The 15,010-nt window shown below is 38.8% G+C and carries 12 protein-coding genes; 2 read left to right on the top strand and 10 right to left on the bottom strand.

Annotated features, from left to right (window positions below; all coding sequences use genetic code 11):
* Positions 1–126: 126 nt before the first annotated feature.
* Positions 127–831 (top strand): zinc metallopeptidase, encoded by a 705-nt coding sequence (locus EJN67_RS04455; RefSeq protein ID WP_129722967.1) that lies wholly within the window; start codon positions 127–129, stop codon positions 829–831.
* A 55-nt stretch (positions 832–886) separates the two neighbouring features.
* Here EJN67_RS04455 and EJN67_RS04450 read toward each other — a convergent pair whose 3' ends face one another.
* The 10 genes from EJN67_RS04450 to EJN67_RS04405 form a co-directional block, all read right to left on the bottom strand.
* Positions 887–2,071 (bottom strand): ABC transporter permease, encoded by a 1,185-nt coding sequence (locus EJN67_RS04450; protein WP_243641225.1) that lies wholly within the window; start codon positions 2,069–2,071, stop codon positions 887–889.
* Complete coding sequence (locus EJN67_RS04445) at positions 2,068–2,793, bottom strand: ABC transporter ATP-binding protein (RefSeq protein ID WP_129722965.1); 726 nt, start codon at positions 2,791–2,793, stop codon at positions 2,068–2,070. Before EJN67_RS04445 ends, EJN67_RS04450 begins: the two co-directional genes overlap by 4 nt.
* 271 nt (positions 2,794–3,064) lie before the next feature.
* On the bottom strand, positions 3,065–5,665 hold the full coding sequence (gene adhE, locus EJN67_RS04440) for a bifunctional acetaldehyde-CoA/alcohol dehydrogenase (RefSeq protein ID WP_129722963.1): 2,601 nt from the start codon (positions 5,663–5,665) through the stop codon (positions 3,065–3,067).
* A gap of 290 nt (positions 5,666–5,955) precedes the next feature.
* On the bottom strand, positions 5,956–7,425 hold the full coding sequence (locus EJN67_RS04435) for a 4Fe-4S dicluster domain-containing protein (protein ID WP_394347507.1): 1,470 nt from the start codon (positions 7,423–7,425) through the stop codon (positions 5,956–5,958).
* Positions 7,426–7,434: 9 nt separating this feature from the next.
* Positions 7,435–8,607, bottom strand: coding sequence for a SpoIIE family protein phosphatase (locus EJN67_RS04430; RefSeq protein ID WP_129722959.1), 1,173 nt, complete (start codon positions 8,605–8,607; stop codon positions 7,435–7,437).
* The gene (locus EJN67_RS04425; protein WP_129722957.1) at positions 8,607–10,337 is read right to left on the bottom strand and encodes a [Fe-Fe] hydrogenase large subunit C-terminal domain-containing protein; all 1,731 of its coding nucleotides are present in this window, start codon (positions 10,335–10,337) and stop codon (positions 8,607–8,609) included. The genes EJN67_RS04430 and EJN67_RS04425 overlap by 1 nt, the downstream gene beginning before the upstream one ends.
* Complete coding sequence (locus tag EJN67_RS04420; protein WP_129722955.1) at positions 10,334–10,606, bottom strand: NAD(P)H-dependent oxidoreductase subunit E; 273 nt, start codon at positions 10,604–10,606, stop codon at positions 10,334–10,336. The genes EJN67_RS04425 and EJN67_RS04420 overlap by 4 nt, the downstream gene beginning before the upstream one ends.
* A gap of 158 nt (positions 10,607–10,764) precedes the next feature.
* Positions 10,765–11,910 carry a glycerate kinase family protein gene (locus EJN67_RS04415; protein ID WP_129722953.1) on the bottom strand — a complete coding sequence of 382 codons (1,146 nt, stop codon included), beginning with the start codon at positions 11,908–11,910 and terminating at the stop codon, positions 10,765–10,767.
* A 9-nt stretch (positions 11,911–11,919) separates the two neighbouring features.
* Positions 11,920–13,146 carry a tyrosine--tRNA ligase gene (gene tyrS / locus EJN67_RS04410; RefSeq protein WP_129722951.1) on the bottom strand — a complete coding sequence of 409 codons (1,227 nt, stop codon included), beginning with the start codon at positions 13,144–13,146 and terminating at the stop codon, positions 11,920–11,922.
* Positions 13,147–13,326: 180 nt separating this feature from the next.
* A complete protein-coding gene (locus EJN67_RS04405) occupies positions 13,327–14,493 on the bottom strand; it encodes an amidohydrolase (protein WP_129722949.1) in 1,167 nt (388 codons plus the stop codon).
* A gap of 132 nt (positions 14,494–14,625) precedes the next feature.
* Between EJN67_RS04405 and EJN67_RS04400 the strand changes: the two genes are divergently transcribed.
* On the top strand, positions 14,626–15,000 hold the full coding sequence (locus EJN67_RS04400; RefSeq protein WP_129723043.1) for a class II SORL domain-containing protein: 375 nt from the start codon (positions 14,626–14,628) through the stop codon (positions 14,998–15,000).
* Positions 15,001–15,010: the final 10 nt, after the last annotated feature.

Here is a 15,010-nt window from a genome sequence, read left to right as displayed (position 1 = left end):
GTACACTATATTAATGCATATGTGAATGCCAATTTTTTGTTTGACCTTTATTGACTTTTAAAAAAGTATATGCTATATTAAAATTGCATAATATAGAGGAGATGGACAGAAAGGAGCTGGGCAAAAATGTTTTTCCCATATTACTTTGATCCTACACTAATGATACTTTTGCCAGCTATAATATTGGCTACCTATGCCCAGGTAAAAGTACAAGCCACATATAGCCGATATTCAAAGGTACGATCCCACCGGGGTATGACGGGAGCTGAGGTAGCAAGGGCAATTCTAGATAGGAATCAATTATATAATGTACCCATAGAAATAACAAAAGGTACATTGACAGACCATTATGATCCCAGGACAAAGGTACTTAGATTGTCCCCCGATGTATACCACTCTACTTCCATAGCTTCAATAGGTGTAGCCGCTCATGAGGTAGGTCATGCTGTTCAAGATCAAATTAGATATGCACCATTTAATTTCAGGATGGCAATAGTACCACTTGCCAATATTGGATCCCGATTATCCATGCCTTTTCTTTTTATAGGGCTGCTTTTAAGAAATGAACTCCTGGTGAATATTGGTGTATATGCATTTGGCCTCGCTGTACTTTTTCAGCTGGTTACCCTTCCTGTAGAATTCAATGCCAGTCGCAGAGCAGTTTCTGCCCTTGAAACTGGTGGATATATAGGACCTGATGAAGTAGGACCGACACGAAACGTATTAAGGGCAGCTGCCCTTACCTATGTAGCAGCCACTCTGATGGCAGCTCTACAATTAATAAGGCTTATGCTTATTTCAGGTATGTTCGGAAGAAGAAGAGATGATTAAGTAAATAAAGAGCTATCAGTGATACAATAAATATCTCTGATAGCTCTTTTCTTTGTCAAGTTCTAAATATAACCTCTTCTTTACTAAACATATACCTTGCAAAACTTATTGATATACCAATGTATATCAGCATCCACAAAAGCACTATACCTAAATGGGCAAAATTAAATATGCCTAAAGTAAGCTCTTTTATGACTACCACTACGTTTATTATAGGAATATGCAAAAGTCCCATGGACATAGTCTTAGGCTCTATAAAATATGAAGTAAATCCTAGCATACCTACAAAACTTAAAGGTGTCAAATAGGTTTGAGCCTCTTTAAATGATCTGGCATACATACTTATAGCTAGTGCTAGTGCCCCAAATACCATGGTAAGGAGTATAGTTAGTATGACCATAATAACCAGTGCCTTAGGTTCTAATGCAAAACTTGCTTCCTCCATCCCATAATTGAAAGCCTCAGGTGACATTTTCATAGATAATCCCAATCCACCGACAAACGCCAAGGATGTAACCACCCCCATAGTCGTTATAGCCAAGAATTTTCCCCACAAAAGTGACATTCTATTGGCTTGTGTAGTAAGGAGTGGCTCTAAGGTTCCTCTCTCCTTCTCTCCCGCCCCCAAATCAGTAGCTGAAGCTATAGGTCCAGATGCAGCAAATATCACCAGCATCATGGGAAGCATAAGGGATAGCATCATCTTCCCAAAACCACTCTCTTCTTTCTCAGGTGATTTGGTAATTGTATCAATGGGAGTCAGAATAGATGTGTCGATATTTTTGCTTTGAAGTCTTTGGGCAACTATGCCCTTAGAATACTCTTCTATAATGCCATTTATATATGACATTGCCATACTAGATTTTTGGCTGGTATTGTCGTATGTTATTATTATATCTGCCTTTTTCTCACCACTTATATTCTTATCAAAATCTTCAGGTATCTCCAAGCCCAATATAAGCTTTCCTTCCTTTACATCTTCAAGGATATTCTTGGACTCTTTTATCTTTACATTGTCCTGAGATTTTATAAATTCACCAAGTTTACTGTTTCCTTCATCTACTAGTGCAATCTCTATGCCCTTATCTACATAATCCATATTATCCTTTATTCCTTTACCCATGAGTCCAAATATTATGGGATACAGCAAGAATGGAATTAATATGGCAGCTACCAGCGTCTTTTTATCCCTGAACATATCCTTTAATTCTTTTTTGTAAACGATAGATGTTATGCTCACCTGTTATCACCTACCAATCCTATAAATATATCTTCCATATCATCTTTTTTATATTTTTCTTTAAAATATTCTATAGTCCCTTGATCTATGATGGATCCCTTATGGATTATAATAATTCTATCACATAATTTTTCCACTTCCTGCATGCTATGACTGGAAAATATTATCGCTCTGCCCTCTTGTTTGCATCCCATTATAAAATCATGGACTATCTTTGCAGCTGTAACATCAAGGCCTATGGTAGGTTCATCAAACAGCATAACCGTTGGTTTATGCACTATAGATCGAGAAATGGCCACCCTCTGTTTCATACCCCTTGAAAAAGTACCTACCCTTTTATCTATGTACTCTTCCATTTGAAATTCCTTTATAAGGTGCATTACGCTCTCATCCATCTCTGCCTTGCTCATACCATTCAATTGGGCAAAATACTCAATATTTTCCCTTGCAGTAAGCCTATCATATAGACCTACCTCACCGCCAAACAATATACCTATCTCCCGCCTAACCTTCTCTGGCTGCTTTATTATATCGTATCCGTTTACATAAGCCGTACCTCCAGTAGGCTTTAGCATAGTAGCAAGCATCCTTAAAGTAGTAGTTTTACCTGCTCCATTTTCCCCCAAAAGACCTACTATTTCTCCATTTTCTACACTGAAACTGACATCATTTACCGCCTTAATATCTTTGAATGCCTTGCTTAAATTCTCTGTCCTAATCACAATTTTTCCCTAATTTTTAATGCTATGATAAAAACCACATAGCTTAAAAATCGGTTTTACACCTCCTTTTTTTGGCTTAGTCATGGTCATACATCGCTACTAGGTATAAAATTATTTACTTTCAAACAACTGTTCTAGATTATTATAGCCTAGGTGTTCTGTACATGTCAATTTTAAAAATCTGCAATTCATAGTATGGATTATAATCGGATATAAACCAAAAATATGAAAGGATGCCTCTTTTCGAGACATCCTTCTTTTATATTATAAATTACTTACCATAGTATGCTTTCCTATATAACCCTTCTATCTCACTTACCAATGGGAGTCTTGGGTTGGCGGGAGTACATTGATCTTCAAATGCTTTGTCAGATAGCTCTGCAACCTTGCTCTCGAATGTATCCTTATCTATACCGCACTCCGCTATGGTCATGGGCATATTCATTGATTTCATAAGATCTCTTATAGCTTTTATGAGATTTTTTACACCTTCTTCGGTAGTAGCTGCAGGAAGTCCTACATACCTGGCGATCTCAGCATACTTCTTATCTGCTACATAGTATTCATACTTTGGCCATGAAGCAAACTTGGTAGGCTTGGTAGCATTATATTCTATAATATAGGGTAGTAATACGGCATTAGCACGACCATGGGGTATATGAAATTCCCCACCTAATTTATGGGCCATACTATGGTTCACCCCTAAGAATGCATTACTAAACGCCATACCTGCCATACAGGAGGCATTGTGCATCTTTTCCCTAGCCATCTTGTCATTGCCATCCTTGTATGCCCTAGGTAAATACTCAAATACCAACTGAGCAGCCTTTATGGCCATTGCATCAGTATAATCAGATGCCATTGTAGATACATAGGCTTCTAACGCATGGGTAAGCACATCCATACCAGTATCTGCAGTTATCTGCTGGGGTACGGTCATAACAAAATCGGGATCTACTATGGCCACATTTGGTGTCAATTCATAATCGGCCAATGGGTATTTTATATTCTTCTTCTTATCAGTTATAACTGCAAACGAAGTTACCTCCGATCCGGTACCTGATGTGGTAGGTATAGCTACCATCTGAGTTTTTTGGCCCAATTTGGGGAACTTAAATGCCCTCTTTCTTATATCCATGAACTTGAGTCTCAGTGCACTAAAATCACTTTCAGGATATTCATAGAAAAGCCACATACCCTTAGCTGCGTCCATGGCAGAACCCCCGCCTAAGGCAATTATTACATCTGGCTGGAATTTATTCATAGCCTCTACTCCACGTCTTATGGTATCTACAGACGGATCTGGCTCTACTTCGGAGAATATCTCGCAATGTACATAATCCGGACGCTTTCTTAAGAAGTACAGCACCCTCTCTACAAAACCTAATTTAACCATATATGGGTCTGTTACTATAAATGCCTTGTTTATATCAGGCATCTTCTCAAGATATTGTATCGAACCTGCTTCAAAATATACCTTGGGCGGAATCTTAAACCACTGCATATTTACTCTCCTTTTCGCTACACGTTTCTTGTTTATTAGATTTACAGCCGAAACATTGGAAGTAGTAGCATTTCGCCCAAATGAACCACATCCCAATGTCAAAGATGGCATATTGGTATTGTATATATCACCAATAGCACCATGACTTGAAGGAGAATTCACTATTATTCTGCCGACCTTCATGGTCTTTGAGAATAGATCTATAACCTTTTCATCCTGTGAATGTATAACGGCCGAGTGCCCCAGCCCTCCAAATGAAACTACCTGATCTGCCCTTTTTATACCCTCTTTGTAGTCCTTTACTATATACATGGCTAAAATAGGGCTTAATTTTTCTCTAGATAAGGGATATTTAGGACCTACACCATCCAACTGAGCAATCAAAATTTTAGTATCCTCAGGCACATTAATACCTGCCAAAGCGGCTATCTTAGCAGCAGGCTGTCCTACTATAGCAGGATTTACGCCACCCTTTTCCAGATTTATGGCAACTGGCTCTAATTTCTTTATTTCTTCAGGCGATAGGAAATAACATTTGTTTTCCTTCATATATCTTATTGCCTCATCAGCAATCTCCTCATCCAGTATAACTGCTTGCTCTGAAGCGCATATCATACCATTGTCAAATGTTTTTGACAGTATAAGATCGGTTAACGATCTTTTTAAATTAGCAGTCTTTTCAATATAGCATGCTACATTTCCCGGTCCTACACCTAATGCAGGTTTACCTGTACTATAGGCTGACTGTACCATACCTGAACCGCCTGTTGCCAATACAAGTGATACACCCTTATGATTCATAAGGGTTTTTGTAGCTTCTAAAGATGGACATTCTATCCATTGAATACAATCCTTTGGTGCTCCCGCCTCTATAGCAGCATCCCTCATTATCCTAGCTGCCTCGCTGCTGCATTTTTGTCCTGACGGATGGAACGCAAATATGATGGGATTTCTGGTTTTCATGGAGATTAAGCATTTAAACATGGTAGTAGATGTGGGATTTGTAACCGGAGTTACACCAGCTATTACACCTACTGGCTCTGCTACTTCCTCATAATCCTCATACTCATTTTCGTCTACTACACCTACAGTCTTTTCATTTTTTATGCTGTGGTATATATACTCGGTAGCAAATAAGTTTTTAGTTATCTTGTCTTCATATACTCCTCGGTTAGTCTCCTCTATAGCCATCTTTGCAAGTGACATGTGATTATCAAGACCAGCAAGTGTCATTGCCTTTACAATTGCATCTACTTGCTCTTGATTAAGCTTCATGAAACCTTCTAGTGCTTTATGGGCGTTTGCCACTAGACCATCTATCATGGCTGGTACATCAATAACCTCTTTTATATCTTTTTCTTTACCCATCGAGTCACCCTTCTTTCTAAAAAAATTTTAAACTTTATATATGCAGGCATTGCCTGTAGTTTACACTTGTTAAATTTTTAACTACATTATAATACAGATATTTCTTATATTATGAATTTTATGAAAACTATCCTTCGTAAAAAAATATTAATGTAGCTTTTTGGATGTTTCTATATACATTAACGCTAAAATCGTATTATGATTGTTAATGTTTTAACAAATCCTGATATTATTATATTAAACTGATATTTTTTTGTCAATAGTCTTTTTCTGCTAAAATATTGACATTGTTACCGTTTTAGATCCACTTCTTTGCCTTTAAGCCTATTTAGGCTATCATTTATATTTTTTATGCTGGATTCCTTTGCATTTTTGTCCAGCTCTCTTTTTGTCTTGACCACTGATAATAATGTTCCTGGACCACCTATACACCCATCCTGACATACCATGCCCTCTATAAAATTTTCATTAAGACGTCCAGTATTTGCCATCATAAGGGCTTTACGGCACTCTTCAGCACCATTACATTTTTGAGGTATAACATTTAATGTTATGTTATTTTCTTTGGCTGCATTGCATACTGCATCATATACGCCACCACTCTTTGCAAATCCTCTACCATAGCCGGATGCATCATCCTTTTCCTTTTTCTCATGTATCTCGATATTTTTTGCATCCATCATGGCAGCCAATTCTTCAAATGTAATAACATAATCTATTGCATCCCTAGCCCATTCCTTTTTAGATTCGGCTTTTTTAGCCATACATGGCCCTATAAATACTACTTTGCTCTTTGGGTGCTCTGCCTTTATATATCTACCTATGGCCACCATGGGAGAAACTGTATTAGACACATGTGGAAGCAGCTTAGGAAAATGTTTCTCAACCATAGCAACAAAAGCCGGACAACATGATGTAGTCATAAAACCCATTTCATCAATATTTTCAGCTACTTCCTTCGCCTCATGTACTGCCACCCAATCGGCTCCTAGTGCCACCTCATAGGTGCCATCAAATCCTAGCCTTATAAGGGCATTCTTGATAGCCCCTGTAGTGACATCCTTGCCAAACTGCCCTGCTATAGACGGTGCAAAGACTGCATATACCTCTCTATCGTTTTTCATATCCTCTATAACATTTACTATACAAGATATATCTTCCATGGCACCAAAAGGACATTCGGTTGTACATGCGCCACAGTTTATGCATTTCGTTTCATCTATAACTGCCTTTTTTTCATCGTCCATAGATATAGCTCCAACGGGACAACTCCTCTTGCAAGGTCTCATAAGATCAGCTATTGCATTATATGGACATGCTTTGCTGCATCTACCGCATTCCCTGCATTTATCCTGATCTATGTGTGCCCTTTTGCCAGCTATTGTAATAGCCCCGAACGGACAGGCCTCTAAACATTTTTTTGCCATACATCCCTGACAGTTTTCCGTCACCTGAAATCGATGTATGGGACAACCCTCACAAGCCTCTTCTATAACATACACTATTTGGTTATCATTTCGTTCTTTTAATTCACCCCTGCTGTTTCTAGGTGACTTGCCCCTAGCAAGCCTTACCCTTTGTCTTATGATTTCACGTTCTTTATGAACACAGCAGCGAAATCTTGCCTTGCTGCCAGGTATTATTTTATAAGGTATATCATCCTTACCCTGCTCAAGCTCACCATCAAAAGCCAAAGCAGCTACTTCCTTCAATACTTCATGTTTTATCTGTTGTACCACAGGTATATCCTTTTTCAACACTTATCCTCCTTAATAATAATGCTTTTCAACTGTTTTTCCCATCTTTTTCATATATACAATTAATTCCTCCAAGAGTTTTAACTTTATGCTCAAATCTATGGGAAGATTTGGATTTTGATGTGCTGGATTTATAGCCCTACCTATAAATAATCTAAGATGGGTGCATTCATCTATTAAAATCTTAGCCAGCCTAGTTGCTCCATCCTTGCCGCTTAGCATATCTTTATTCATTTCTCCACAATCTTCGGTACTAAACTGTCTAAGTATTTCTACCGTCTTTGTAAGGGTCAAAACACCTTCTGTAACTAAATCTATACCTTCTATATAAGCGATTGGCGGTATAGACGGGTCCATATATTCAGTGGAGGTCTCAACAGGACGTTTTAGCTCCCGCCCTACTATCTGTGCCGTTGTACCACCGCATACCACCTTTTTCCCACTAGATGCCATGAATTGTTCTACCATATTCCTGTCATCTGTTGGAGATACGGGAGGTCCGGACATCAGATCTACCTCTATATGCGGCGATATCTTTACTACTACTACTGTTGCATCATCGCCAGGTCTATCCATATAGAGACATTTACATGCTTCCATGAGTTCCTTTGACATATCCCTGGCATTTTCCCCCTTTGATGCTATGCGCTGCATATATTCAGCTACATTATTCCATCGCCAGCCTAAATTGAGGCTTATACCTACTCCTGCATGAACAACACCATCGCTTATAATAGTAATAGTATCATCTATGCCTATACTTAAATGGCTCTCCCTCACATCCTTTCCATTTATATTTCGAAACTCAAAAGGTATTTCAAGCACCTTATCATTTCTTATAAATATAACTGAGGGATTATCAAATTCAACCAGATATGCCTCCCCATTACGAAATATCTGTAATATGGTAAATGTAGAATATGCAAGTTTTCGCACATTGCATATGGGGAGTGTATGGGCTATAGTTTCTACAGACTGTTCTACCGTAGCGCCCTCCTTTAACATAGTACCTATTATCTTGCTGGTAAGTGTAGCCAGTATATTAGCTTTTACACCACTTCCCAATCCATCTGCTAGTACCACTATTACAGAATCGGGAGTACGCACTATCTCTACCTTATCCCCGCACAATTCTTCACCGTATTTATTTATACTTTCATAATGGACATCTACAAAATAGCTCATTAGCCATCCTCCCCATCATAAAGTATAAGATCCTTCAGCTTGCTTAAAGTCACCTTAGTCTGCGCCGTGGTTTCACCTAGGAGACTTGCAATCTCCTGTGCCACCATCATTTGTTTTTCTATAACATCCTGAGCCATCTCCGCCGTATCCATACGCATCTTGTATATTTGTTCAGCCTGTTTTTGCTCCTTTGTTATATCCTTAAAAATGGCAACCAGCAATGCCTGATCCTCTACATATACTATGCTCTGCTCTGTAATTACGCCGTATTCCGTATATTCCACCTTTTTGTCTATTATGGGATGATGGGTTCTGTATACATATTCAAAATCACTGCCATCTATTAACTCATATATCTTTTTCCCCATTGCTATCTGCCTCGGCATTGCAAACATCTTCTCAGCAGCAGCATTAAACTCCTGTATCTCCATATTGCCATCTACTGCTATTATCACGTTTGGTGTAGAACCTATTATGACGTTTGACATAGATTCTGCCCTCTCCCTCATATATGGAAGGCACATATAAAGCTCTGCCTTTCCTTGATAGACAGCTATGGCCTTATCTCTACAGGATGGATAGCCACATGCACCACAATTTAGTTCCTGATCCTTTGTCACTTTGCCTATCTTTGCAAGTATTTTTGAAATGGTCTCTTCATCGGGCATATCCTCATGTATACTCTTATCTACAAAGACCTTGCTCAAGTTTATATCACAGTCAAAATCCGGTATGCTAAATTCTCCATATTTTGTATTTGTCCCCGCATATTCTATAAGCTGCTGTCTCATTCTAAAATACTGTCCATTAGATTTCGGCATGGCTGGTCCCTTCAAGCAACCTCCAAGGCAGGCATTCATCTCTATAAAATACCCATTTACCTGTCCTTCTCTGAGGGCATCTAGCATATACATACATTGATCTATTCCATCTATACTGGCTTTGTGGAATCCATTCATGTCATTGTCCGAACCATTTAAAGTCATCAATATCCCCCTTGGTATGGGATAGCATCTGGTATCCAATCCATCCATAGATTTAAATGGTTCTACTTTTTCATCTTTTATGCTTATCCCCTCTTCATCCATCCATTCCAGCAATTCCTTAAATGTAAGTGCCCCATCTATTACATCTTCCGTTTGGTGATCATCAGCCTCTGCCTTTTTCGATATACAAGGACCTATAAATACTACATGGGTATCATCCCATCCATAGTTATGCTTTATAAGCTTTCCATGGGCTAACATAGGTGATAAAACTGGTGCCAAGTATGGAATAAGGTCTGGATAATACTGTTCTATTAAAAAATTTATAGTGGGACATGCACTGGTTATTATATTCTTCATGCGTCCTTTATCCATGAGGCGCTTGTATTCTTTAGATACTAAATGGGCTCCTATGGCAGTTTCCTGCACCTCGTCAAATCCCAAGCGCTTAAGGGCAGACACTACCTGCCCTGGATGGTCATATTCAAACGCAGCAATAAAAGAAGGCGCTAGGCTGACCACAGTCTTCTTTCCATCTTTTAAAAGTCTTTTTACCTTTGGCACATCATTTCTTACGCTTTTGGCATTTTGATGACAAGCAGACAAACAGGCTCCACATAGCACACATTGTTCCTTTATTATTTCAGCCTGCTCGTCCTTTACCCGTATGGATTTAACTGGGCATACCCTTACACATTTATAACAATTTTTACAGTTGGAACCTTTGAAATTTATTACATTCATGTGGTCAACCTCCCTAGAATCTTCTCTTTAAAGAATTCTTCTACACCGTCTATTGTTAAAGAATTAACAATTCCCCCGTCCACCACAGTAGATACACCCTCTGTACAATGTCCTAGGCAGAATGAGGCTTTAAGCTCTACCTGATCCTCCAAATTATTCTCTTTTATAAGTTTTTCCAGCCGCTTTATTATATCGTACGAACCCTTTAAGTGGCAAGAGCTACCAACGCATACCATAATGACCATCCTAAAATCCCCCTTGCTAACCATCGTTAATTTATTAACAAATGTTTGCCTCTATAAAACACTAAAAACATACATCTTTAACATACTATTGTCAACACCAATATCCCATATTGTATTATATAGGATGTATGATGCACTAAAAAAGGAATAAGTTACAGATATAAGAGGGATATGATGCAGCATCATATCCCTCTTATATTCATTCCCATTCTTATAAATCTTAGCATCCTATCTGCGGCAGAATACATAAGCTCTTCTGCCCGCTCCATAGCTTCGTCTATCATCATACTCCCGTTTATAGTAGTAATTATACTGCCTATACCTACATCGTAAAGCTTTTCAGCATCCCTTCCCATGCCACCTGCTATTGCTGAAACCGGTACACCATATCTTTTGCATCTCTTCGCAATACCGACTGGTACCTTGCCAAATATGGACTGTCCATCCATGCTTCCTTCTCCGGTAATCACTAAATCTGCGTCCTTTAACAAATTATCAAAATCCACTGCATCTAGCACGGCCTCTATACCAGGTTTTAGCTTAGCATCAAAAAATACTGAAAGGGCAAATCCTAGCCCACCTGCAGCTCCCGCCCCTTCCTTATTTCTATTATCCATGCAAAGTTTTTTATATACAACATCAGCATAATTAACCATACCTCGCTCGAGTATATCAAGGGCTATATCGTCAGCACCCTTCTGCCTACCATAGACATAAGTAGCTCCATTAGATCCTGTAAGCGGATTTTGCACATCACACATAACCACTATATCGCTATCTGATATGCGTGGATCCAATCCATCAAAATCTATATCCCGGACACTTTGAAGATTTTCCCCAATGGGCTTTAGCTTATTTCCATTTTTGTCTAGAAAGTTAATACCCAAAGCAGTGGCTACGCCCATGCCACCATCATTTGTAGCACTTCCACCTATGCCTATTATGAATTTTCTTAGACCATCATCAAGTACCGCTTTTATAATCTCACCTGTACCATAGGTCGAAGTATAGAGTGGATTTCGCTCTTCGCTAGATAAAAGGGGCAATCCGGAAGCTGCTGCAGTCTCTATAACTGCCGTATCCCCATTTACTATACCATATACGACTTTAATTTTTCGCCCTATGGGATCCATAGTAACAACATCTCTATATTCTCCATGCAATGCCTCTACTAATGCTTCTACAGTACCTTCCCCACCATCTGCTATTGGAAGTTCTACTATATTGGCATAAGGGAAATATTTTATTGCAGCCTTTTTTATTATGGATATAGCTTGCATGGAGGTTAGACTCCCTTTAAACGAATCCGGTGCCAATATTATCTTCATATCCATCCCTTATTTTATTATTATTTTGTGATATGTTTTTTTACCCTTTCTTAAAAGTATCGCGCCATCTTCCACATCATCCTCAGTAGCTATATACCCTATATCCTCAACTCTTTCATTATTTAAGTATACTCCACCCTGATTTACCAGTCTACGCCCTTCACCTTTTGAAGATACAAGTCCAGCTAATATGAGAAGATCCAATATATTGGCATTATCCTTAAAAGCCTCGATTGTCACTTCAGTACTAGGAATTGCAGAAGCATCTCCTCCACCGCTAAACAAAGCATCTGCAGCATCCTGTGCCTTTTGTGCCTCTTCTTCCCCATGCACCATTTTGGTAACCTCAAATGCAAGTATCCGTTTTGCCCCATTTTTCTTTTCACCAGGTAAGTTACCGAGCCTCTTTACTTCATCCATAGGCAGAAACGTAAGTAATGCCAAACATTTTTCCACATCAGCGTCGTCAACATTTCTCCAATATTGATAAAAATCATAGGGCGATGTTTTTTCAGGATCCAACCACACAGCCCCCGCCATGGTCTTGCCCATCTTCTTGCCTTCACTTGTGGTTAATAGGGCAAAAGTCATACCATAGGCAGATGCTCCTTCTACCCTTCTAACTAAATCGGCACCTGATATTATATTGGACCACTGGTCATCTCCACCTAGTTCCAATCTGCAGCCATATCTCCTATAGAGCTCTAGAAAATCATAGCTCTGCATGAGCATATAGTTAAATTCCAAAAATGATAAACCTCTCTCCAGCCTGCTTTTAAAGCATTCAGCAGTAAGCATACGATTTACTGAAAAATGGACACCAATTTCCCTTAAAAACTCTATATAATTGAGATTTAAAAGCCAATCGGCATTATCTACTATTATGGCCTTATCATCTGAAAAATCCAGAAATTTCGACAGTTGTTTTTTAAAGGCCTGCACATTGTGATCTACCATCTCACGATTCATCATCTTGCGCATATCGGTTCTACCAGAGGGATCCCCTATCATACCGGTTCCTCCACCTACCAATACTATTGGACGATGTCCTGCCTTTTGAAGATGGGACATTGCCATTACCTGTACAAAATGACCTACATGCAGACTGTCAGCCGTAGGATCAAAACCTGTATAAAATGTAACATTTTCATTTTCTAAAAGTTCTCTTATTTCGTCTTCATGCGTCGTCTGAGCTATAAATCCCCTCTCCTTCAGGGTATCAAATACATTACTCATCCGTTTTTCCTCCTTTTGTTTGTCCCTTTATTCCTTCATTTTACCTTGTATAGCGGTTTATTTCAAGACGCTTTCGAGCTTTACGTCAATTTGCAATTTAAAATAAATATAACAATATAACTGATATAACCTAGAGAACACATGGGAGTATTGCATAAATTTTATAGCAATATTTTTTTATTACAAATCACTATCACCATTAAATGCCATTTTACCCTCCACAAATACAATTTTTACATGGGAATTTATATCAAGGGGAGGACCATCCAAAACCACTATATCGGCATCTTTTCCCAGTTCCAATGTCCCTACCCTATCGTCTATTCTAAGCATACTGGCAGGATTTATGGTAATAGCCTGTAGTGCTATATTCTGAGGCAAACCCTGCCTACAGGCAAGTATAGCTACAATACGCAGCTGATCTACTGAATTATATGGATGATCGGTCATAATGGCAATCTTAACTCCCGCCCTGGCAAGTTCTACTGCAGTATCATAGCTTCTGTTCTTTAACTCCATCTTTACTCTAGGCGTCAGCATAGGCCCTATTGCCACGGCTACATTTTTCTCCCTTAGATATTCCTTTATAAGATGGGCCTCCGTTCCATGCTCTATTATGAGTTGAAAATTAAATTCATCTTTGAGCCTAATAGCACTTACCATATCGTCGGCCCTATGTGCATGGGCCCTTACAGGAATATCCCCATCAAGAGCCAACAATACATGTTCCATACCCATATCCCGGTATTTTATATGTCCTTTCTCCTTTAAACGTTTATAATCCTGGGTACGCATGAACATAGCCCGAATAAGTGACATTACACCCATGCGAGTAACAGGTGCCATATTTCTTTCACCATATATGGTAAAGGGATTTTCCCCAAATGCAATTTTAAGCCCTGCAGGACTTTTTATGACCATCTTATCTATTATACTGCCATACGTTTTCATAGCTATATTGAGCCCGCCTACAGCATTATTACTTCCAGGACCGCTCATAACCGTAGTAACTCCCGCCCTGAGTGCATCTGTAAAACCTATATCATTGGGATTTATGCCATCTAACCCCCTTACCTCAGGTGTTACCGGATATGATGTTTCATTGTTATCCTGCCCAATTTTCCCCGTACACTCTTCAAATATGCCCAAATGGGTATGAGCATCTATCAATCCTGGTACTACACAGCATCCCGAAACATCATATGTAATCGCACCATCAAAATCAGGTATTTCCTGTCCTCTTGCATATATGCCTGTTATACGGCCATCCTCCACATATATATCACCGCAGAACTTATCTGATATTATGGGATAGATCTCTCCACCTTTAATTATTATTCTATTCATCATATCCCCTTCTAAATTTTATTTGTACCTATATTTATCCCCTTCAAAACAAAAATTATTGATTATACTCCTTTTATAGGGGTATATATAACAATGGAAAGGAAAGTAAATTATGAAGGAGGATTATATAAAATGGATTCATTTGGACAGTTTATACAGATAGGTGATTGGAAAGGTGAAAAACATGTACCTGTAATTCATGCACCTGAAACGGTAAAGGCGGGAGAAGCATTTGATGTTAAAGTATCTATTGGAGATGCAGTACCCCACCCAAATACATTTGAACACCATATAGAATGGATTAAATTGTTTTATTTGCCTGAGGACGGAAAGTTTCCTGTACACATGGCCACTTTTGATTTTAGAGCCCACGGCGAGGGCAATGCATTTACCGAGCCCGCTGGACTTGCAAATATTAAATTAGAAAAATCAGGTACGCTATATGCCCTTAGTTATTGCAATATACATGGACTATGGGGAAACAGCGTTAAAATAACAATAGAATAAGGCTTTAAAT

The organism is Xylanivirga thermophila (assembly GCF_004138105.1).
Lineage (GTDB): Bacteria > Bacillota > Clostridia > Caldicoprobacterales > Xylanivirgaceae > Xylanivirga > Xylanivirga thermophila.
Note: the sequence above shows the minus strand (reverse complement) of the source record. Positions and strands in the feature narration are given on the sequence as shown.

Coding starts and splice junctions, on each gene's coding strand:
- EJN67_RS04455 (WP_129722967.1), top strand. CDS start 127: ATGTTTTTCCCATATTACTTTGATCCTACACTAATGATACTTTTGCCA.
- EJN67_RS04405 (WP_129722949.1), bottom strand. CDS start 14,493: ATGAATAGAATAATAATTAAAGGTGGAGAGATCTATCCCATAATATCA.
- tyrS (WP_129722951.1), bottom strand. CDS start 13,146: ATGAGTAATGTATTTGATACCCTGAAGGAGAGGGGATTTATAGCTCAG.
- EJN67_RS04425 (WP_129722957.1), bottom strand. CDS start 10,337: ATGAATGTAATAAATTTCAAAGGTTCCAACTGTAAAAATTGTTATAAA.
- EJN67_RS04430 (WP_129722959.1), bottom strand. CDS start 8,607: ATGAGCTATTTTGTAGATGTCCATTATGAAAGTATAAATAAATACGGT.
- EJN67_RS04420 (WP_129722955.1), bottom strand. CDS start 10,606: ATGGTTAGCAAGGGGGATTTTAGGATGGTCATTATGGTATGCGTTGGT.
- EJN67_RS04415 (WP_129722953.1), bottom strand. CDS start 11,910: ATGAAGATAATATTGGCACCGGATTCGTTTAAAGGGAGTCTAACCTCC.
- adhE (WP_129722963.1), bottom strand. CDS start 5,665: ATGGGTAAAGAAAAAGATATAAAAGAGGTTATTGATGTACCAGCCATG.
- EJN67_RS04400 (WP_129723043.1), top strand. CDS start 14,626: ATGGATTCATTTGGACAGTTTATACAGATAGGTGATTGGAAAGGTGAA.